20 protein-coding genes are annotated in these 18778 nt (G+C 68.7%); 12 read left to right on the top strand and 8 right to left on the bottom strand.

Annotated elements, in window-relative coordinates:
- Positions 1-3 precede the first annotated feature (3 nt).
- Positions 4-324: a DUF1330 domain-containing protein gene (locus BOQ54_RS01755; RefSeq protein ID WP_055459876.1), complete on the top strand. Its 321-nt coding sequence runs from the start codon at positions 4-6 to the stop codon at positions 322-324.
- Here BOQ54_RS01755 and BOQ54_RS01750 read toward each other — a convergent pair.
- Entirely contained in the window at positions 317-1018 is a 702-nt protein-coding gene (locus BOQ54_RS01750) for an ArsR/SmtB family transcription factor (protein ID WP_071923130.1), read from the bottom strand. The two genes, BOQ54_RS01755 and BOQ54_RS01750, sit on opposite strands and share 8 nt — an antisense overlap.
- Positions 1019-1150: 132 nt before the next feature.
- Between BOQ54_RS01750 and BOQ54_RS01745 the strand changes: the two genes are divergently transcribed.
- Both BOQ54_RS01745 and BOQ54_RS01740 read left to right on the top strand, forming a co-directional pair.
- Positions 1151-1465 (top strand): NIPSNAP family protein, encoded by a 315-nt coding sequence (locus BOQ54_RS01745; RefSeq protein ID WP_055459878.1) that lies wholly within the window; start codon positions 1151-1153, stop codon positions 1463-1465.
- A gap of 142 nt (positions 1466-1607) precedes the next feature.
- The gene (locus tag BOQ54_RS01740; protein WP_145979704.1) at positions 1608-2501 is read left to right on the top strand and encodes a dihydrodipicolinate synthase family protein; all 894 of its coding nucleotides are present in this window, start codon (positions 1608-1610) and stop codon (positions 2499-2501) included.
- Here the strand turns inward: BOQ54_RS01740 and BOQ54_RS01735 are convergent.
- From BOQ54_RS01735 to BOQ54_RS01725, 3 genes are read right to left on the bottom strand one after another with little or no spacing between them, the layout of a single operon-like run.
- Entirely contained in the window at positions 2482-3180 is a 699-nt protein-coding gene (locus BOQ54_RS01735) for an ATP-binding cassette domain-containing protein (protein ID WP_071923129.1), read from the bottom strand. The genes BOQ54_RS01740 and BOQ54_RS01735 overlap by 20 nt on opposite strands.
- Complete coding sequence (locus BOQ54_RS01730) at positions 3177-4856, bottom strand: ABC transporter permease (protein ID WP_071923128.1); 1680 nt, start codon at positions 4854-4856, stop codon at positions 3177-3179. The genes BOQ54_RS01735 and BOQ54_RS01730 overlap by 4 nt, the downstream gene beginning before the upstream one ends.
- 7 nt (positions 4857-4863) lie before the next feature.
- Complete coding sequence (locus BOQ54_RS01725; RefSeq protein WP_083585868.1) at positions 4864-6084, bottom strand: ABC transporter substrate-binding protein; 1221 nt, start codon at positions 6082-6084, stop codon at positions 4864-4866.
- Between the two features lie 261 nt (positions 6085-6345).
- Between BOQ54_RS01725 and BOQ54_RS01720 the strand changes: the two genes are divergently transcribed.
- Positions 6346-6621, top strand: a complete 276-nt coding sequence (locus BOQ54_RS01720) for a hypothetical protein (RefSeq protein ID WP_210187187.1) — start codon at positions 6346-6348, stop codon at positions 6619-6621.
- 21 nt (positions 6622-6642) lie between these two features.
- Here the strand turns inward: BOQ54_RS01720 and BOQ54_RS01715 are convergent, their stop codons facing one another.
- Positions 6643-7143: a peptide deformylase gene (locus tag BOQ54_RS01715; protein WP_055459936.1), complete on the bottom strand. Its 501-nt coding sequence runs from the start codon at positions 7141-7143 to the stop codon at positions 6643-6645.
- 194 nt (positions 7144-7337) lie between these two features.
- Between BOQ54_RS01715 and BOQ54_RS01710 the strand changes: the two genes are divergently transcribed.
- The 7 genes from BOQ54_RS01710 to BOQ54_RS01680 all read left to right on the top strand — a co-directional run bounded on the left by BOQ54_RS01710 (position 7338) and on the right by BOQ54_RS01680 (position 13988).
- Positions 7338-8021 carry a TetR/AcrR family transcriptional regulator gene (locus BOQ54_RS01710; RefSeq protein WP_245316263.1) on the top strand — a complete coding sequence of 228 codons (684 nt, stop codon included), beginning with the start codon at positions 7338-7340 and terminating at the stop codon, positions 8019-8021.
- A gap of 53 nt (positions 8022-8074) precedes the next feature.
- A complete protein-coding gene (locus BOQ54_RS01705; protein WP_055459883.1) occupies positions 8075-9313 on the top strand; it encodes a metal-dependent hydrolase family protein in 1239 nt (412 codons plus the stop codon).
- Between the two features lie 31 nt (positions 9314-9344).
- Entirely contained in the window at positions 9345-10565 is a 1221-nt protein-coding gene (locus tag BOQ54_RS01700) for an ABC transporter substrate-binding protein (RefSeq protein ID WP_055459884.1), read from the top strand.
- 207 nt (positions 10566-10772) lie between these two features.
- Complete coding sequence (locus BOQ54_RS01695; RefSeq protein ID WP_055459885.1) at positions 10773-11636, top strand: branched-chain amino acid ABC transporter permease; 864 nt, start codon at positions 10773-10775, stop codon at positions 11634-11636.
- The gene (locus BOQ54_RS01690) at positions 11636-12523 is read left to right on the top strand and encodes a branched-chain amino acid ABC transporter permease (protein WP_055459886.1); all 888 of its coding nucleotides are present in this window, start codon (positions 11636-11638) and stop codon (positions 12521-12523) included. The genes BOQ54_RS01695 and BOQ54_RS01690 overlap by 1 nt, the downstream gene beginning before the upstream one ends.
- Complete coding sequence (locus tag BOQ54_RS01685; RefSeq protein ID WP_071923126.1) at positions 12520-13278, top strand: ABC transporter ATP-binding protein; 759 nt, start codon at positions 12520-12522, stop codon at positions 13276-13278. Before BOQ54_RS01690 ends, BOQ54_RS01685 begins: the two co-directional genes overlap by 4 nt.
- Positions 13275-13988 (top strand): ABC transporter ATP-binding protein, encoded by a 714-nt coding sequence (locus tag BOQ54_RS01680; RefSeq protein ID WP_071923125.1) that lies wholly within the window; start codon positions 13275-13277, stop codon positions 13986-13988. The genes BOQ54_RS01685 and BOQ54_RS01680 overlap by 4 nt, the downstream gene beginning before the upstream one ends.
- A 5-nt stretch (positions 13989-13993) precedes the next feature.
- On the opposite strand, the gene BOQ54_RS01675 is transcribed toward BOQ54_RS01680, so the two are convergent.
- Positions 13994-14413, bottom strand: coding sequence for a DUF3830 family protein (locus BOQ54_RS01675; RefSeq protein ID WP_071923124.1), 420 nt, complete (start codon positions 14411-14413; stop codon positions 13994-13996).
- A gap of 714 nt (positions 14414-15127) precedes the next feature.
- Here BOQ54_RS01675 and BOQ54_RS01670 point away from each other — a divergent pair.
- On the top strand, positions 15128-15580 hold the full coding sequence (locus tag BOQ54_RS01670) for a group III truncated hemoglobin (protein ID WP_063188012.1): 453 nt from the start codon (positions 15128-15130) through the stop codon (positions 15578-15580).
- A gap of 63 nt (positions 15581-15643) precedes the next feature.
- Here the strand turns inward: BOQ54_RS01670 and mgtE are convergent, their stop codons facing one another.
- Both mgtE and BOQ54_RS01660 read right to left on the bottom strand, forming a co-directional pair.
- Positions 15644-17026, bottom strand: coding sequence for a magnesium transporter (gene mgtE / locus BOQ54_RS01665; RefSeq protein ID WP_055459891.1), 1383 nt, complete (start codon positions 17024-17026; stop codon positions 15644-15646).
- A gap of 1035 nt (positions 17027-18061) precedes the next feature.
- On the bottom strand, positions 18062-18772 hold the full coding sequence (locus BOQ54_RS01660; protein ID WP_055459892.1) for a L,D-transpeptidase: 711 nt from the start codon (positions 18770-18772) through the stop codon (positions 18062-18064).
- Between the last annotated feature and the right edge of the window lie 6 nt (positions 18773-18778).

Genomic DNA, 18778 nt, shown 5'->3' with positions numbered 1-18778 from the left:
AACATGACAACATTTGCCATCGCCCATCTGCGCTCCGTCACCATGGGACCCGCCATCATCGCGTATCTCGAAAAGATCGATGCGACGATCGCGCCCTTTGGCGGCCGCTTCGTCCTGCACGGCGAGCCTGTGGAGCCGCTCGAAGGCGCCTTCGAGGGCGACCTTGTTATCATTGCCTTTCCCGACCGGGAGAGCGCCCGGGCATGGTACCGCTCGCCAGCCTACCAGGCCATCCTGCCGCTGCGCACGGAGCATGCGGACGGCGCCGCTTTCCTCGTCGATACGGTCGGCGACGACCATCGCGCCACCGACATCCTCAGGTGACGACGATTCCGAAGTGCCGGCGCAGGGCCTCCTCACCCTTGCGCGTGACGGCGACGGCGCGGCTGCCCTCGATGCGGCGGATCCAGCCCTCTGCGAAACAGTGGCTGCACAACGCCGCGCCAACGGCACCGGCCAGATGCGGGCGGCGCTCGCTCCAGTCGAGGCAGGGCCGGCAGAGAACGCGGGCGCGGCGCCCGGCCGTCCGGCCTGCGAGATCGATGCCGAGGCTCGCGAGCAGGTCGGCGCCGCTCGGCATCAGGGTGGCAGCCTCGGGCTCGATCTCGGCGTGTCCGGCCTCGACCAGCATATCGGCAAGGGCGACGCCGAGCCGGCCGGCGAGATGGTCGTAGCAGGTGCGGGCACGCCGCAGCGCCGCGTCGCGCGGCCCGACGGTCAGCCTGTGGCCGGGGACGGCCCGTGTCGCGGCAACCTGCATGATGCCCTCCATCATCTGCGCGACGGCGCGCGAGGCAAGGCGATGATAGCGGTGACGGCCCTGCTTTTCGACAGCGACAAGGCCGGCCTCGGTCAGTCGGGCGAGATGGCCGCTCGCCGTCTGCGGCGTCACGCCGCCGGCCCGGGCCAGCTCTCCCGCTGTCATCGCCCGCCCGTCCATCAGCGCTTGGAGCATCGCCGCCCGCGCAGGCTCCCCCGCAAGCGTCGCAATCTCGGCAAAGGCCGCCGTCGAAACCATCCGCGGTCTCCCTTCCTGCCGCACCAGCCTGCCAGATCCGGCTGCATCATGTTTCGGAGGTGACCGTAACATCGGTGCACCGGCGCCGCCCATGGTGGGGACCAGACGATGCATGAAGACAGGAGCCCCGCCATGACCGTCACCGTCTCCATCCGCTACTGGATCGATCCCTACAAGCGTGATGCCTTCGAAGCCTATGCCCGCAACTGGCTCGACATCATTCCCGTCTGCGGCGGCGATCTCGTCGGCTATTTCCTGCCGCATGAGGGCATCAACAACATCGCGTGGGGCCTCATCTCCTTCGAGAGCCTCGCCGCCTACGAGGCCTATCGGGCACGGCTCAGGGCCGACGCGGGCGGCGCGGCGAACTTTCGCATGGCCGAGGAGGGGCGGTTCATCCACGCGGAGGAGCGCACCTTCCTGCGACCCGTCACGCCCGGGCCGTAACTGGCGCGCCGCTCGAACCTCCGCACTCGAAGCCCTGCCAGAAGGGCGTCGCACATACTTGCCAGTCAACCTGGAATATGTAACATGTTAGCCCGTTCCCGCTTGGGCCGTCGGCCCGCTCTCTCGACCGAGGATCTTCGTCTTGTCCGCCACGCGCGACCGTTTCGGCCTGTCCGCCGCCATGACCCTGCCGTTCCATGCGGACGGCGCCATCGACCTGCCGCGCCTTGCCGCCCATGCCCAGTGGTGCCTCGCCAATGGCTGCAGCAGCGTCACGGTCTTCGGCACCACCGGTGAGGGTCCCTCCGTCGGGCTCGCCGGCCGGCAGCAGGTCCTCGGCGCATTGCTCGGTGCCGGCATCCCCGGGGACCGGATCGTCGGCGGGCTCGCCGCCACCTCGCTCCACGAGGCGCTCGACCAGGCGCGACTTGCCCTCGACGCCGGCTGCAAGGCCCTGCTCGTGCCACCGCCCTTCTACTTCAAGGGCGTGAGCGACGACGGACTCTTCGCCTGGTTCGCCGCCTTCTTCGGCAAGCTCGGCGCCGCAGCGCGCAACGTGATTCTCTACAATATCCCTTCGGTCACCGCGGTGCCCCTGTCGGTGGCGCTGATCGGCCGGCTGACGGCGGCCTTCCCGGGCGTCGTCATGGGCGTCAAGGACTCCTCCGGCGACTGGGCCTATACCGAGGCGCTCCTCGCGGCCCACAAGGATCTCGTCATCCTCATCGGCGACGAGCGCTACCTCGCCCGGGGCGTTGCGCTCGGCGGCCAGGGCGCCATCTCGGGCCTCGCCAACGTCTGCCCGGACAAGCTCGCCAGGCTGATCGACAAGGCGGAGCCGAACGAGGGCATCAACCAGCTCGTCGAGCTCGTGCTCAAATATCCGGTGACGCCGGCGGTGAAGGCGCTCGTCGCCCACCGCACGGGCGATGCGGCCTGGCTCAACGTGCGCCCTCCGCTCGTGCCGATCTCGGCCGGCGATGCGGCCGTCATCGGCGCCGGCTACGACGCCATCTTCAACCGGAAGGCCGCCTGAACTGCAGGCCCGGGCCGGCGAGCGCGACCACCGGCCCGCCGGCCGCCTCCGCATCCTCGGCGTCATGCGTGACGAGCAGGGCCGGCAGGCCACGCTCGCGCGCATGGGCGAAGACGAAGGCGCGGACATCCGCGCGCAGCGCGGCGTCGAGCTTGCCGAAGGGCTCGTCGAGCAACAGGGCGCGCGGCTCGGCCAGCAAGGTGCGCAGGAGGCTGACTCGCGCCTTCTGCCCTCCCGACAGCGTCGCGGGATCCCGATCCTCGAAGCCGCCGAGCCCGGCCTGTTCCAGGGCCTCCGAGACCCTCGCCCGCCGCTCGGCCCTGTGGCGCCAGCGCCCGCGCGGCAGGCCGAACAACAGGTTGCCGGCCACACTCAGATGCGGAAAGAGCACCGGGTCCTGAAACAGGATGCCGACATGCCGCGCCTCGGCCGGCAGGGTGTCGATCCGCTCGTGCCCGATCATCACCCGCCCCTCGGCCACGAAGGCCCGCCGGTCGATGAAACCCGCGACATAGGCGAGCAGCGTCGACTTGCCGATGCCGCTCGGCCCCATCACCGTCGCAACGGTGCCGGGCGTGACGGTGAGATCGAGGCGTTCGACCAGGTGCCGCCCATCGCGCGAGGCGATGGAGACACCCTCGAGCGCGAGCGCCCCGGCAGCCGCAGGCCCGCCGCTCATGCCATGCTACTGAAGCGGCGGAAGGCGAGGAACGGTATGGCCAGGGCCAGGCCGTAGGCCGCGAGCGGCAGGGCCGTCTGCAGCACGGCGACGAGGCCGAGAATGCGGCGGTCGCCGCCGGAGGAGAGCGTGACCGCTTCGGTCGTCAGCGTCGCCACCCGGCCGGCACCGGCAAAGAGCGTCGGCAGGTATTGCGCGATCGAGACGGCGAAGCCGACGGCCGCGGCCACGAGGATGGGCCGGGCGAGCAGCGGCAGCTTCACGACGAGAAAGATCCGCCACCGGCCGGCTCCCATGGCCGCCGCGGTCATGGCATAGCGCGGATCGAGCGCGCGGTAGGCATCGGCCAGCGACAGGAAGACGAAGGGCAGCACGAAGACGAGATGCGCCCAGACCACGGCGGCAGGCGTGCCGTCGAGGCCCGCGTGGATGAGCAGCACCTGCACCCCGAAGAGAAAGGCGATCTGGGGCACGATGAGCGGCAGATAGATCAGCCACAGCACCGCCACCCCCGGATGCAGCCCGTGGCGCTGCTCGTTCTCGAGGCAGGCCAGCGTCAGGACGAGGGCGATGGCGACGGCGGCAAGGCCGATGCCGGCGCTGGTGACGGCGAGCACGGCGGCTCCACCGGCCTCGCCCTGCCACACCGCGAGTTGCCAATGGTCCGGCAGGGCAGCCGGAAACCGCCACGAACCGGCGAAGGACCAGATCAGCATCGCAAGGAGCGACAGCAGCCCGAGCACGATCAGGAGGCCGGCGAGGGCGCCTGCGACCTCGGCCGCCGTGCCCGGCACGCGCGAGCGCGAGCCGCGGGCCAGCCACCGGCGGTTGAGGGCGGCGGCTGGCCTTTCGAGCGCGAGCCACAGGAGTATGGCGAGGACGACAAGCAGGAACTGCAGCGTCGCGGCCGCGGCCGCGGGATGATAGAGGGCGAGGTCGTAGCCTTGGAACCAGCGCGTGGCGAGGACCGCGAGCGGGGGCGGGTTGCCCGGCCCGACGATGATGGCGACGTCGACGACCGACATGGAAAAGGCGAGGACGGCGAAGATGGGCAGGCGCACCTGCCTGTAGAGCTGCGGGAAGACCACCGTCGCCCAGGCCGTCGCCGGGCCGCGGCCGAGCGCGCGGGCGGCCGCCGTCAGCCGCTCGACCGGCACCGTGGCGGAGGCGGCGAAGAGCATCAGGGCGAGATAGGGCACCTCCTTGAGGAGGAGGGCGGCGACGAGGCTGGCGCCAAGCGGATCGCCGACCGTCACGGGCTCCGCCGGCGGCACCTGCCAGCCCGTCGCCCAGGGCGAGAGGAGGCGCACCAGCCAGCCGCTCGGCATGGCGAGGAAGGCGAAGCCTAGCGCAACGCCGCTCGGCGGGCTGGCAAGGAGCGGCATGATGAGGCGCCGCAGCCGCGCCATGCCGGGCCGGTGCGCCGCGGCGGCACAGAGACCGGCGGCGAGGATCAGGGCCAAGAGCGTCGTTGCGAGTCCCGTCCCGAAGGTCAGCGCGAGCGCGCTGGCGAAGCCGGGGGCAGCGAAGAGCATGCGCCAGCCGTCGAGCGAGAAGGTCGCGCCGCCGAGAGCCGGCAGGAAGCCGAAGGCCGGCAGCAGCGTGAAGGCAAGCCCCAGCACGACCGGCCCAGCGAGAACGGCGAGCGTGGCGGCCGGGGCAAGGCGCAGCAGCATCGCCGCCTCAACGCGTATAACGCCGCTCCCACTCCGCGACGAGGCGCGTCATCCAGCTCGGATGTGGCTCGGGAAGCGGGGCGCCGAGTTCGGCATTGGTCGGCAGGCCGACTGCATCGGGCGGCGGCGCGAAGCGGGTGCGCTCGGCCTCGGAGAGGGCCGAGAGGTCGAGGACCGTGAAGGCGCCGATGGTGGCGGGATCCTGCGCCCGTGCCTGCACCTCGGGCGACATCAGGAGGTCCGCGAGCACCATCGCCGCCGCCCTGTGCGCCGCATTGAAGGGAATGGCGACGAAGCTCGTGTTCCCGATGGTGCCGCCGTCGAGCACGTAGACGCGCGCCGTTTCCGGCAAGGTGCCCTTCCTGATGCCGACGGCGGCGTCGGCCGGGTTGAAGGAGATGGCGAGGGCGATCTCGCCGTCGGCGAGCATCGCGAACTGCGCCGTGCCGGTTGCCGGAAAGTCCTCGCCACCGCGCCACAGGTGCGGGCGCAGGGCGTCGTACCAGGGCCAGAGCGGCGCCGTGACCGTAGCAAAGGTCGCGTCGCTCGCCGGCTGCTGCAACATGGCCGGATCGGCGGTGAGCTCGACGAGCGCCTGTTTGAGGAAAGTGGCGCCCAGGAAATCGCGCGGGTGGGGATGCGTCAGCCGGCCGGGATGGGCCTTCGCCCAGTCGAGTAAGGCCGGGATCGTCTTCGGCAGGGTCGCGAGCGGCGTGCGGGCCGAATCGTAGAGGAAGACGATCTGCGCCAGCCGCCAGGGCGCGGCGTAGCCTTCGACGGGGATTGTGAAATCCGTGAGGTTCGACGGCTTCGTCCTGTCGACATGGCGCCAGTTGGGCAGCGTCTCGGCGAAGGGGCCGAAGAGCAGACCCTTCTCCTTCATGGACAGGAAATTGGGACCGTTGATCCAGATGAGGTCGACGCTGCCACCCTTATCGCGGCCTGCCGCCTTTTCCGTCACGACGCGGGTCACGGCCTCAGCGGTGTCGGCGAGCTTCACGTGCCGGACATTGATGCCGTAGCGCTCCTTCGCGAGGTCGCCGACCCAGGCGATGAAGGCGTTGGTCTGCGGATCGCCCGCCCAGGCATTGAAGTGCACGGTTTCTCCGCGCGCGGCCGCCACCGTCTCCTGCCAGTCACGCTCGGCTTCCGCGCCGGCGGGCCGGGACAGGAAGGTGGCCGTCGCGGACAGGCCCGCTGCCACGGCAAGGGCGAACAAGCGATTCATGCGGACTGTCCCGATGGCGGAGGCGTTTCGAGCACTTCTTAGCCGAGATTGAACCACTTTGCCGCCTCTCGTCACCTTGCCGCCGAGCGCTCGGCAGCAGGCACCGTTCAATTTGAGTTGAAGCCCGGCGACACGCCTGCCGTCGGTCGGATTTGACCTGCCGCAAGGCGGGCGCTTGCCCAGCCGATAGTGATCGTACCAGAAAGCGGGTCAATGCACGGATTGCCAGTGGATACGCATGTCGAGATCGATTTTGACGGCATGGCATCGAGTCGCCCGATCCTGGCCGCCATCCTGCAGGAGATCGACCATCTGCAGCAGGCGATCGGCCTCCTCGCCACCTGCCGGATCGTCGTCCGGACGTCGGAAACAGGCGGTCATTACGGCCTGACGCTGCAACTCGCCCTCCCCCAGGGTATGGCCGTAACGATCCACACACCTGCGTCACCCGATGCGCGCTATGCAGATCCGCAATTCGCCGTCAGCGACAGCTTCCGGCATGCCCTCGCACGGCTGCGGACGCCATCGGAGCCGTGAGGCCGCGGCAGGGCCGCCTTCTCAGGCCGTCCACCGCAGCTTCTCGTAGCGGCGCAAGACACGCTCGCGCTTGAGGCGCGACAACCGGCTGATCCAGAACAGGCCGTCGAGCTGGTCGATCTCATGCTGCAGGCACACGGCCAGCAGACCGTCGGCCTCCTCGACCCCTTCCACCCCTTCGAGCGTCTGGAAACGCACGCGCACGCGCGCCGGACGCTCCACTTGTTCGCTCACGCCCGGCATCGAGACACTGCCCTCGGCGTGGCGCGCCGTCTCGGCCGAAGCCCATTCGACAAGCGGATTGACATAGAAGCGCGGCCCCGTGCCGCCGGGCAGTTCGATGACGACGACGCGCAGGAGAACGCCCACGTGCGGCGCCGCGATGCCGATGCCCGGCGCGGCCTGCATGGTCTGAAGGAGATCCTGCGCCAGCTGATGCAGCGCTTCGTCGAACGCGACGACGGGCGCGGCAGACTCGCGCAGGCGCCAATCCGGAAACATCACGATCGGCCTTGCCGTCACCCGCGCCTCCTGCGCTTCGCCTCCCCCCGCCTGGGGTTCCGGCTGTGCCATGCGGGCGCTGCAAAGTCATCCCGCACCGCCGCAACTGAAGAGCGCGAGCGCGACCCAAGCGAAACAAAAAACAGACCAGCTTGTACAAACAGGATTGACGGTTTCTTTCAAGCGATTCATCCTTGTGACCAAAAGGGGGAAGCATGAGCCAGCGCCGACAGCGACGGACCCAGCAGGAGCGCAGCGCCGACACGGTGGCGCGCCTGCTCGAGGCGACCATCGACCTCCTGCATGACCGCGGGCTCTACCGCATGTCGACGACCGACATCGCCGAGCGCGCTGGCGTGTCGCGCGGCGCGCTTACGCATCATTTCAGTTCCAAGGAAGAGATCATCGTCGCCGCCGTGGCGCACATGCTGCGTCAGAGCACGGCCTCGCTGCACGAGATGGCGGCGGACATCCGCCGGTCTGGCGGCTCGACGGACGAGATCGTCGACTTCCTCTGGCAGATAATGAACGACCGCCTGTTCTATGTGACGATGGAATACCTGCCGGAGGCCCGGCACAACGGCGATTTCCGCGCGGCCATCGTACCCGTCGTCAAGGAATTCCATGCCGGACTCAATGCCGTCTGGGCCGAGCTCGCCGGCCAGGTAGGCGTCGACGTCGACCATGCGCTCGTCCTCATGAACGCCTCGATGTGCCTCATCCGCGGCATGATCGCCCAGACACCGGTCAAGGATGATCCGGCCTATTTCCGCGAGCTGCTCGCCTTCTGGAAGCGCCAGGTCAAGCGTGAGTTCCGCCCCGGTGGCGAGACGGACCAGGCCGCGGAAGGCATCGCCGCAGTCGCATCTGAACGCGCGGGGACGACCCCGAAAAGCTGAGAACAGGAGGCACCGCCGAACCCGGCGGGCGCAGCCGCAGGCCAGGGAGCACCATGAGCATCACCATCTTCCAGAACGCCAGCATCGTCGACGGCGCGAGCGCCGTGCCGCGCGAGGGCGTCAACGTCCTGGTGGAGGACGGGCACATTCGCGAGGTCAGCGACGCGCCACTCCGGGCGAAGGACGCCCGGGTCATCGACCTCGCCGGCAAGGTGCTGATGCCGGGCCTGATCGATTGCCACGTCCACGTCATTGCCTCCGAGGCGAATCTCGGCCGCAACGCGCTCCTGCCCGACTCACTCGTTGCCGCCCATGCCTCCGTCATCATGCGCGGCATGCTGATGCGCGGCTTCACCACCGTGCGCGACGTCGGCGGCGCCGATTTCGGCCTGCAGCAGGCGGTGGAAGAAGGGCTCTTCGAGGGGCCGCGCCTCGTCATCTGCGGCAAGGCCCTGTCACAGACAGGCGGCCACTGCGACTTCCGCGGCCGCTACGACGTGCGCGACCGCCACGCCTTCGACCGCAAGCTCGGTTCCCTCGGCCGCATCTGCGACGGGTTGAGCGAAGTGCGCCTCGCCGCCCGCGAAGAGATCAAGGCCGGCGCACAGTTCATCAAGATCATGGCCAACGGTGGCGTCGCCTCGCCCACCGACCCCATCGCCTTCATGGGCTTCTCGCGCGAGGAGGTGACGGCCATCGTGGAGGAGGCGCAGAACGCCCAGACCTATGTCGCGGCCCATCTCTACACGGACGAGGCCATCCGCCGGGGCGTCGAATGCGGCGTGCACTCCGTCGAGCACGCCAACCTCGTCACGGCCGAGACGGCGAAGCTGATGGCCGAGAAGGGCGCCTTCGCCTGCCCGACGCTCGTCACCTACGAGGCACTGAAGAGCGAAGGCGCCAACTACGGCCTGCCCGAGAGTTCGGTCGCCAAGATCGACGACGTGCGGCTTGCAGGCCTGCGCTCGCTCGAGATTCTCCATTCGGCCGGCGTCACGATGGTCTATGGCTCCGACCTGCTCGGCGCCATGCACCGCCACCAGTCCGAGGAATTCGTCATCCGCGGCCGCGTGCTGCCGGCGATGGACGTCATCCGCTCGGCCACGCTGGATGCGGCGCGGCTCTGCGGCATGGACGGCAAGATCGGCTGCATCGCACCCGGGGCCTATGCGGATCTCATCGTCGTCGACGGCAACCCGCTCGACGACCTTGCCCTGCTGACGGGCCAGGGCCGGTCGATGCCCGCCATCATGAAGGAAGGGCGCTTCGTCAAGAACACGCTCGACGCATAACGCAAGAACCGAAGAATCCAGAGGACAAGCCATGAAGACGACCAGACGCGAATTTTTGGGCTCCGTCGCCGCCGGTGCGGCGCTTGTCGCCGCTCCTTCCATCGTCCGCGCCCAGGGCGCCGACGCGATCCGCATCGGTGCGCTCTGCCCCGTCACGGGTGTCGGCGGGCCCTACGGCTCCGGCATGCAGAAGATGATCGTCGCCGCCGCCGAGGCGGTGAACGCCGCCGGCGGCGCCGGCGGGCGCAAGATCGAGATCGTCGCCGAGGACACGCAGACCAACCCGCAGGCGGCCGTGCTCGCGGCCAAGAAGCTCATCGAGGTCAACAAGGTGCAGGCCATCCTGGGCACTTGGTCCTCGGGCGTGTCGCTCGCCGTCATCCCGTTGACGAACGATGCCGGCATTCCGCTGATGCACTGCTCGGGCGCGCCGGCGCTGTCCGTGCCGCCGGCCAATGCCAAGGGCCTCGGCTTCCGCTTCCAGGCCACCAACGACCGCTTCGGCCGCGCCTTCGCCGAGATCTGCGAGAAGGAAGGCTTCAAGCGCCCGGCCACCATGGCCTTCAACAACGCCTCCGGCATCGGCAATACGGAGGGCTTCACCAAGGCGTGGAAGGCCAAGGGCGGCGAGGTGGTCGAGAGCGTCGTCTACGAGCCGAACCAGGCGAGCTATCGCTCCGAGCTGATGAAGGTGCTGGCGGCGAACCCGGACGTCATCGTCACCGGCTCCTACATCGCCGACACCACCATCATCCTGCGCGAATGGTTCCAGACCGGCCAACCGGTCAAGTGGATCATCCCCGGCTGGGCGGCGAACCCGCAGCTCGTCGAGGCGCTCGGCGCCGAGGTGACGGAGGGCATCATCTCGGTCGATTCCGTCTCCAACGAGGGCGCCGAAGCGTTCAAGGCCTATGATGCGGCCTACCAGAAGGCGATGGGCCAGGCCGGCACCAACAACGTCTATGCCGCGATGACGTGGGACATGATGACGGTGCTGGCGCTCGCCATCGAGGCCGCCGGCACCTCCGACATGGCCGCGGTCGTCGCAAAGCTGCGCGAGGTCGGCAACCCGGACGGCAAGCAGGTCTCATCCTTCGCCGAGGGCAAGGAGGCGCTCAAGGCCGGCAAGATCAACTACGAGGGCGCCTCCTCGGTGCTCGACTTCGATCAGCACGGCGACGTCACGCCCGATTTCGGCGCCTATTTCATCGAGGGTGGCAAGCTCAACCGCCGCTACGTCGTCAAGATCTGAGGTGGTTCTCGGCGACGCTGCCTTCTTAGCGGCGTCATGGCCGGGCTTGTCCCGGCCATCCACGCCTTTGACGTTGCCTGACTGTCAAGGCGTGGATGCCCGCGACGAGCGCGGGCATGACGGCGGGGGTGGGCACGAGATTTGCTATCGGCGCCGCGGCCGGTTCAAGCCGGTCAGCGCCGTCGTTCAACCGGGCGGGATGGTCCCTTGTTCTACGCTCAACTTGCTGTCAACGGCCTCGTCCAGGGGCTCGTGGTCGGCCTCGGCGCACTGGCGCTCACCCTCGTCTTCGGCATCGCCCGCTTCCCCAATGCGGCGACGGGCGACACCATGACCTTCGGTGCCTACACGGCGCTCACGGTCCACAAGGCCAGCGGCTCGCTCGCGCTCGGCAGCATCGCAGCCGTTGGTGGTGCGGCGGTGCTGGCGCTTGTCGCCTATCTCACCGTCTTCAAGCGCCTTGCCGGGCGCTCGGTGGTGTCGCTGCTCGTTGCCTCCATCGGCATCGGCTTCATGATCAGGGCCGGGCTCGGCGTCGCCTTCGGCCACCAGCAGCAGGTGTTCAACGTGCCCCTGTCGCGGCCGATCCGCATCGCCGGGCTCGCCATCAACCCGCTCGACCTACAGCTGGCGACCGTCGCCGTCGTCGCGCTCGCCGCCGTCTTCGCCATCCTCTATCTCACGCCCATTGGCCGGCAGATGCGCGCCGTGGCGGACAACCGGGACCTCGCCCGCGTCTCCGGCATCCGCCCCGAGCGGGTAATGACGGCCATGTGGCTCATCGCCGGTGGCGTCTCGGCGGTCGGCGGCATGATGCTCGGAATCAAGACCATCGTCTCGCCGGAGGTCGGCTGGGAGATGCTGCTGCCGATCTTCGCCGCCACCATCCTCGGCGGCATCGGCAGCCCGGTTGGTGCGGTCGTCGCCGGGCTCGTCCTCGGCGTGGCGCAGGAGGTGTCGACGCCCTTCGTCGGCTTCACCTACAAGATCGCCTTGTCCTTCGTCGTCTTGCTCGCCGTGCTCCTGGTGCGGCCGCGCGGCCTCTTCGGACGCATCGAGGGAGTACGCTGATGGACGCCTATCTCGCGGCGATCGCGATCATCGCCCTCATCTACATGCTCCTGTCGCTGGGGCTGACCCTGCAATACGGGCTGACCGGCCTCATCAACTTCGGCCATGTGGGCTTCTTCGCCATCGGCGCCTACACCTCCGCCCTCCTGTCGCTGCAGGGCCTGCCGCTCGCGCTCACCATCCCCGCCGCGGCGGTGACGGCGGGCCTCGCGGCCTGGCCCATCGGCCTCATCTCGCTCAGGCTGCGCGACGACTATTTCGCCATCGTCACCCTCGGCTTCTCGGAAACGGTGCGCCTCGTCATCACCAGCGAGAAATGGCTCACCAACGGCGTGCAGGGCATCCCCGGCATTCCGCGTCTGTTCGAGACCATCTCGGTGGGCATCGGCGCGCAGCTCGCCGTCATGGGCCTCATCCTCGCCGTCACGCTCGCCGCGATCTACGCCATGCGCCGCATCGTCGCGAGCCCGTTCGGCCGCGTCATCGAGGCCATCCGCGACAACGAGGAGGCGCTGCAAGCGCTCGGCAAGGATCCGGCCGGCTTCAAGATCCAGGTGCTGATCCTCGGCTCGGCGCTGGCCGGCATCGCCGGGGCCTTCTACGCCCACTACATCACCTACATCGTGCCGGACCAGTTCATCCCGCTCGTCACCTTCTACGTGTGGATGGCCATCATCATCGGCGGCGTCGGGCGCGTTTCGGGCGCCATCGTCGGCACCGGCCTCCTGATGCTCTTCCTCGAAGGCTCGCGCTTCCTGCGCGACATCGTGCCGGGCGTCTCGGAAGTAGAGATGGCCTCGCTGCGCATCGGCGTCGTCGGGCTGCTCCTCGTCCTCTTCACCATCTACCGCCCGCAGGGCCTCATGGGGGATTTCACCAAGCGATGAGCCTCCAAGTCACCAATATCTCCAAGGCCTTCGGCGGCTTCAAGGTGCTCTCGGGCGTCTCGCTCGAGGTGCCCATGGGCGGCCTCGTCGGCCTCATCGGCCCGAACGGCGCCGGCAAGTCGACGCTCTTTTCGGTCATCTCCGGCTTCATGCCGCCGGACGAAGGCGCGATCGGGTTCGACGGCAGGAGCCTCGACGGGCTGAACCCCGCCGGGCGCGCCCGCACCGGCCTCGTGCGCACCTTCCAGGTGCCGCGCGAGTTCGCCCATCTCACCGTGCGCGAGAACATGATGGCAGCGGCACCCGGCCAGACCGGCGAGAGCCTCGTCGGCCTTTTCTTCCGCGCCGGCAAGGTGCGCGAGGAGGAAGAGAGGCTCGCCGAGGAGGTCCGCGAGGTCATCCGCTTTCTCCGGCTGGAGCGGGTCGCCGACGAGCCGGCGGGCAAGCTCTCGGGCGGACAGAAGAAGCTCGTCGAGCTCGGCCGGGCGCTCCTCGTCAAGCCGCGGCTCATCCTCCTCGACGAGCCCTTCGCCGGTGTCAATCCAGTGCTCATCGGCGAGATCATGGAGCGCATCCGCGAACTCAACGGGCGGGGCATCGGCTTCCTCGTTATCGAGCACGACCTCGAGGCGCTGACGCGGCTCGCCCCGCAGCTCTACGTCATGGACCAGGGCCGTATCCTCACCATGGGCGCGCCCGACGCCGTGCTCGCCGATGCGCGCGTGCGCGAAGCCTATCTCGGAGGCGCAGTGTGACCATCCTCGCCATCGACAACCTCAAGGGCGGCTATTCCGAGGTCGACATCCTCAACAGCATCGATCTTTCCCTCAGCGAGGGCGAGATCCTGACCGTGGCCGGCACCAACGGCGCCGGCAAGTCGACCCTCGCCAAGGCGATCGTCGGCCTCCTGCCGCGAGTCTCGGGCGCCGTGCGCATCGACGGGCGTGACATCCTCGGCCTGCCAGCGGAGGACCGCATCGGCCTCGGCATCGGCTACGTGCCGCAGGTCGCCAACATCTTCCCCTCGCTCAGCATTCTGGAAAACCTGCAGGTGGTGCAGGGCGTGAAGGACCATAAGGCGCGCATCGCGGAGCTGTTCGCGCTGTTTCCCCTGCTCGGGGAGCGGCGGCGCACGCGGGCCGGCAGCCTCTCGGGCGGCGAGCGCCAGCAGCTCGCCTTCGCCCGCGCGCTGATGCCGCGGCCCAGGCTGATGATCCTCGACGAACCGACGGCGGCGCTGTCGCCGGCGCGCGTGGCCGACGTCTTCTCGCTCATCGCCCGGCTGCCGTCGCTCGGCGTCACCGTGCTCATGGTCGAACAGCGCGCGCGCCAGGCGCTCGCCATCTCGGATCGCGGCTGCATCCTCGACGGCGGCAAGGTGGCGCTCGAGGGAGCGGCGACGACGCTGCTCGCCGACGAGCGGGCGGCCGAGCTCTACCTCGGCCGCGGCCGCACGGAAGGCTGACGCCCTCAGACGCGCTCGAAGGAAATCTCCTGCGCCCCCTCCCACAGCACCTTGGTGCCGAGCTCGGGCAGCTTGTCGAGGTTGCTGGTGATGGTCAGGAAGTGGTTGCCGGCGAGGGGGCCGGCCATGCTGGCGAAGGCGACGCGGCCGTAGGCGAGCAGGATCTCCGTCTCGCTCACGCCGCCGGGATAAAGCACGACCTCGCCCGGCGCCGGATAGCAGGTGGCGTTCTCGTAGCCGACGCCGAACTGGAGATCACCGAGCGGGATCCAGACCGCCTGGCCGCTCCAGCGCACGTGGATCGCCTTGTTGCGGAAGGGCAGATGCTTCAGGAAGGCCGCGCAGGTCGCCGGTGCCTTCTCGGTTTCGAGCCGCGCGTTGAAGCTGATGCCGGCCAGCGTGATGACGAGTTTCTCCACACCCATGCTCCCTGCCTGAGACGGGCGGCCGGGCGCCCTCGCGCACAGCCAACCGTCCGGTCGATCTCTCGCCGCGCTGTTCGACGGCTCGCCGTTTCTCGCCCGGCGCCGCGGCCCGGGCAAGCCCGTTCCGTCGACATTGGCGCCGGGCCTCGTGATTTGCACAAGGAGGGGGCGCGGTTGAGCCGCCACGCGAATGGCCCGGCGCGGGCCAGGCAAAATCCTCCAAATGGCCCCAATCGTCGTCCACTCAGGGCTCATGACCTACGGCGCGCGCAGACATTCGATTCGCTTCCTCCGGCTGACGCATGTCGTCACCCGGACCGGGAGCGCTGACGCCTGACGAGAAGGCGAGCGCCGCACCCGCTCCGGGACCCCCGCACACCGAACCATCGCTGTGTTGTGGCGCGCATCGGCGCGCATGGAGGTCGAGCCGTGACGACTGGTGCCCGGATATTGTTCTGTGATGCGTGCAGCCGCAGCGTGCCACGCGCGGCCGTGCGCTGCCCCTGGTGTTTCACGCCCGTTCATGCCGGCATCGCGGACGCGCGCGTTTCCGGCTGGCACGTCTATTTTCCGCGCCCCGACGCGGAAGGGCAGCCACGCCCCCGCAAGGACACCAGCGGCAAAGAGACACCATGACCCGTCGCGGGCCGAGGGTTATGCAGGAGGGCGGCCATTGATATGGTGCCGCCCGTCGACCATGGGCGCGGAACAATCATGACGGAACCCGAGCGGCGCACGGACGGCGCCGGCGACAGCACCGGCGAGACCGGCATCGACGAGGCGATGATCGAGCGGCTGGTACGGGCCTTCTATGCCAGGGTCCGCAATGACGACCTCATCGGGCCCGTCTTTGCCGCCCATATCGTCGACTGGGAGCCGCATCTTGCGCAGATCTGCGCCTTCTGGTCCTCGGTGACGCTGAAGAGCGGGCGCTACAGCGGCCGGCCGATGGCGAAGCACCTGCCGCTGCCGGTCGATGCGCGCCACTTCGACCGCTGGCTGGCGCTGTTCGAGGAGACGGCGCGCGACCTGTGCCCGCCCGCCGCGGCCGCACGCTTCACGGCCCATGCGAAGACGATCGCGGAGAGCCTCGAACTCGGCATCGCGACCCGCAACGGCCGACTTCTCATGCGCGGCGAGCGCTTCTGGAGGGGGAGCGACGGCTGAACGCCGGCCCCGGCCAGCGGGGCCGCCGCTATCGGCCGGGCGACGTTGACTTCCCGCCTTCTCCTATCCTGCGTTCAGCAGGTGTCCAAGGAAGGCATAGGCGAGGCTGAAGTAGATGAGTACGCCGAGCAAATCCATGACCGACGTGATCAGGGGCGAGCTCAACGTCGCGGGATCGGTGCCGATGCGGCGCGCGGCGAAGGGCAGCAGGGCGCCGATGAGGCCGCCCAGCACGGTGCAGATCGCCATGGACAGGCCGACGACCAGGAGGACATCGCCTCCCACACCCTTGCTGAAGAAGGCCAGCACGGCCTCGAGCGCCGCGATCACGACGCCCAGCGCCAGGGCGACCGGAATCTCGCGCCGGATCACGAACCACACGTCGCGCCAACGCAGCTTCACGTCGCCGATCGCCATGGCGCGGATGACGAGGGTAGCCGACTGGCTACCCGTATTTCCGCCCATGTCGACGATGGGGGCGATGAAGGCCGCGAGGATGATCACCCGATCGAGCATCTCCTCCTGCGCGGCGACAAAGGTGCTGGTGATGACGCCGAAGATGGTCAGCAGGACGAGCCAGAAGGCGCGCACCCGGAACATCTGCATGAAGCTCGAGGCCAGCAGATCGAGGTCGGGGCCGCCCCCCACCGCCGCGTTGCCGCCGAACTGGGCCACGCGCCGACCGCGCTGGGCCTCGGCCACGTCCATCGCATCGTCCACCGTGACGATGCCGACGAGCGCATCGCCGCCGTTGACGATCGGCAGGGCCAGCAGGTCATAGTCGGCGATCTTCCGCGCCACCTCGTCGCGCTTGTCCTGAACGTGGGCGAAGATCACGCCCTTGCGCATGATGTCGGCCACGCGCACCTCGTCGCGGGCAAGCAGGAGGTCGCGCAGGGAGAGGACGCCGACGAGGCGGCGGGCCCCATCGACCACGTAGGCCTCGTAGATCGTCTCCTTGTCCGGGGCTTCGTTGCGCAGCCGGTCGATCGCTTCGCGGGCGGTGAGATCGGGTGCCAGAACGGCATAGTCCGAGGTCATGAGCGAGCCGGCCGTGCCCTCGGGGTAGGCAGCAAGCCGGCGGATGTCCTCGCGCTCCGCGTGGGCGATGCCGGGCAGGAGCGCCTGCTGCTGCCTCGGCGTCAGGCGGTTGAACAGATCGGCACGCTCGTCGTGCGACATGGCGGTCACGAGCCGGGCGAGGTCGCTGCGGCTCAACTCGTCCGCAATGGCGACCTGCGTGGCCGGCGCGAAATAGCCAAAGACCTCGGCCGCCTGGCGCTCGGGCAGCAGAAGAAGGATCTTGGCGATGTCGCGGGGATCAAGCTCACCGGCAGCGGCAGCAATATCGGCGACATGGCGATCGGCAAGCGCCGCCTTGATCGCGGCGCGGTCGTCATGGGCGAGATGGCCGCGGAAATCGGCGGCGGTGATGATGGCGGTCATGTCTTAACTCCGTCGGCAGATGGGACGCCGCCGACGGGGGACCGGCCATCAGTGCGGTGGCAGGCGCGCGCGTCGGCGGGCTGTCGGGGTCGTCTTGCGGGGGAGGGCCACGAAGCTGGAGCGCCGCGTGGCCAAGCGACTAGATCCGTCTTCCATGTTCGGTCTCCTGAATGCCGTCAGGCCGCCGGACGGCAGCCGGCCTCGGGCCTGTGATGGGCCGCGCCGCGGATCGTGATCCGGACGTGCCGCCTGATACAACGACGGGTGTCGACGTCTGCTGCGTCCTCGTGCAGCGACCACCGGCCATCAAGCCGGCCAGTCGCCGTAGCGACGCACCAACTGCGAAACGGGCCGCGACTGGGCCGGCGCACGGGCACAAGGAAGCGGACCGGGCAGGCGCTCCCGGCGGCCGGCGAACCGCCGGTCCGGTGTCGGCCGGCGGGCATGCGAGAGGAAGATGATTGTCTCCATCGTTCACCTCCTGCGATCCCCCTCGGCGAGGGGGCGGGAGGTGAACGGGGCCGACCCTTAGGTCCGAATGCCGCCGCTCACCCGGCCCTGGCCGGGAGCGATCACCTCATTCCGCAATGGCGCCCGCCACCGGGCGCCACAACTAGGGTAACTGTCCATGACATTCTCTGCGGGAAGACATGTCTGCGGCCAAACGGCTGCAGACGCTCGCGCACTACGCCCTCGACGCGCGGGAATCAAGTGCAAAATCGGTTCTCAAACCGTCTGCCTGGCGTAACACTCGACAAAGTGGATTCCGAGCCGGCCGCAGGAGCGTTCTCGCGACAAACCGTCCGGCAAGTTGGCGCTTGGTGACGATGGCCAGCACGCCGGGCAGCATCGCACGCACAGGGCTCCCGGCAAGAGCGCGAGCAAGAGCACCAGCCACCACCAGGCGCGTAGAGAAAGGTGCCGGCGACATGGGATGCCCGGCAGGAAGGACGGATACGCCCCAGCCATGTTTGCCCGACGGCCCCGCACACGCCTCTTGGCTGCGGCGATCCTGGAAGACATGGCCGCCCGTCGCTATGCTGGCAGGACGACAACCTTCGTCTTGAGCGGCGTGCGCTCGTAGAGGTGGATCATGTCCTGGCTGAGCAGGCCGACACAGCCGCTCGTGACACCATTGCCGATCGATTCCGGGTCGCTGCTGGCGTAGATCGTATAGAGGGTATAGGCGCCGTTCTGATAGAGATAGAGCGTGCGAGCACCGAGCGGGTTATCGAGGCCGCCCGGCATGCCGCCGGCATACTTCGCCACTTCGGGCTGGCGCCGGATCATCTCCCTGGGCGGTGTCCAGGTCGGCCATTCGGCCTTGCGCCCGACATAGGCGTCGCCGCTCCACAGGAACCCCTGGCGGCCGACATTGGCGCCATAGCGGGTCGCTTGTCCGTCGCCCTCGATCCGGTAGACGTAATAGTTGCCGGGATCGACGATGATCGTGCCAGGCTCTTCCTGGGTCTCGTAACGAACGGTCCGACGGAAAAACTTGGGATCGACCTTGCTGACATCAACCGCCGGAATCGGAAACTTCTCGTCCGGCACCGGCCCATAGGCCAGCTTCGCCTCGGCCAGGCTCATGCCATCGGACGTCATGCAACCGGACAGCCCGAGCCCACCAAGGCCGACGGCGGAGCCGATCAAAAACGACCGGCGGTTGAGAAGCGCCGGCGAAAGCCCGGTCAAAGCCGTTTTCTTCATCGCGCCACCATCGGCAATCCCACCGTCCATGATCATGATGTC

The sequence above is a fragment of the Chelatococcus daeguensis genome (assembly GCF_001887265.1).
GTDB lineage: Bacteria > Pseudomonadota > Alphaproteobacteria > Rhizobiales > Beijerinckiaceae > Chelatococcus_A > Chelatococcus_A sambhunathii.
The sequence above is the reverse complement of the archived record's forward strand: the minus strand, read 5'-3'. Positions and strand labels throughout refer to the sequence as shown.

Excerpts from the sequence above, each read along its gene's own strand:
- BOQ54_RS01685 (WP_071923126.1), top strand. The coding sequence starts at position 12,520 with ATGAGCCTCCAAGTCACCAATATCTCCAAGGCCTTCGGCGGCTTCAAG.
- BOQ54_RS01700 (WP_055459884.1), top strand. The coding sequence starts at position 9,345 with ATGAAGACGACCAGACGCGAATTTTTGGGCTCCGTCGCCGCCGGTGCG.
- BOQ54_RS01750 (WP_071923130.1), bottom strand. The coding sequence starts at position 1,018 with ATGGTTTCGACGGCGGCCTTTGCCGAGATTGCGACGCTTGCGGGGGAG.
- BOQ54_RS01725 (WP_083585868.1), bottom strand. The coding sequence starts at position 6,084 with ATGAATCGCTTGTTCGCCCTTGCCGTGGCAGCGGGCCTGTCCGCGACG.
- BOQ54_RS01720 (WP_210187187.1), top strand. The coding sequence starts at position 6,346 with ATGGCATCGAGTCGCCCGATCCTGGCCGCCATCCTGCAGGAGATCGAC.
- BOQ54_RS01670 (WP_063188012.1), top strand. The coding sequence starts at position 15,128 with ATGACGGAACCCGAGCGGCGCACGGACGGCGCCGGCGACAGCACCGGC.
- BOQ54_RS01735 (WP_071923129.1), bottom strand. The coding sequence starts at position 3,180 with ATGAGCGGCGGGCCTGCGGCTGCCGGGGCGCTCGCGCTCGAGGGTGTC.
- BOQ54_RS01755 (WP_055459876.1), top strand. The coding sequence starts at position 4 with ATGACAACATTTGCCATCGCCCATCTGCGCTCCGTCACCATGGGACCC.
- BOQ54_RS01660 (WP_055459892.1), bottom strand. The coding sequence starts at position 18,772 with ATGATCATGGACGGTGGGATTGCCGATGGTGGCGCGATGAAGAAAACG.
- BOQ54_RS01730 (WP_071923128.1), bottom strand. The coding sequence starts at position 4,856 with ATGCTGCTGCGCCTTGCCCCGGCCGCCACGCTCGCCGTTCTCGCTGGG.
- BOQ54_RS01745 (WP_055459878.1), top strand. The coding sequence starts at position 1,151 with ATGACCGTCACCGTCTCCATCCGCTACTGGATCGATCCCTACAAGCGT.
- mgtE (WP_055459891.1), bottom strand. The coding sequence starts at position 17,026 with ATGACCGCCATCATCACCGCCGCCGATTTCCGCGGCCATCTCGCCCAT.
- BOQ54_RS01675 (WP_071923124.1), bottom strand. The coding sequence starts at position 14,413 with ATGGGTGTGGAGAAACTCGTCATCACGCTGGCCGGCATCAGCTTCAAC.
- BOQ54_RS01710 (WP_245316263.1), top strand. The coding sequence starts at position 7,338 with ATGAGCCAGCGCCGACAGCGACGGACCCAGCAGGAGCGCAGCGCCGAC.
- BOQ54_RS01705 (WP_055459883.1), top strand. The coding sequence starts at position 8,075 with ATGAGCATCACCATCTTCCAGAACGCCAGCATCGTCGACGGCGCGAGC.
- BOQ54_RS01690 (WP_055459886.1), top strand. The coding sequence starts at position 11,636 with ATGGACGCCTATCTCGCGGCGATCGCGATCATCGCCCTCATCTACATG.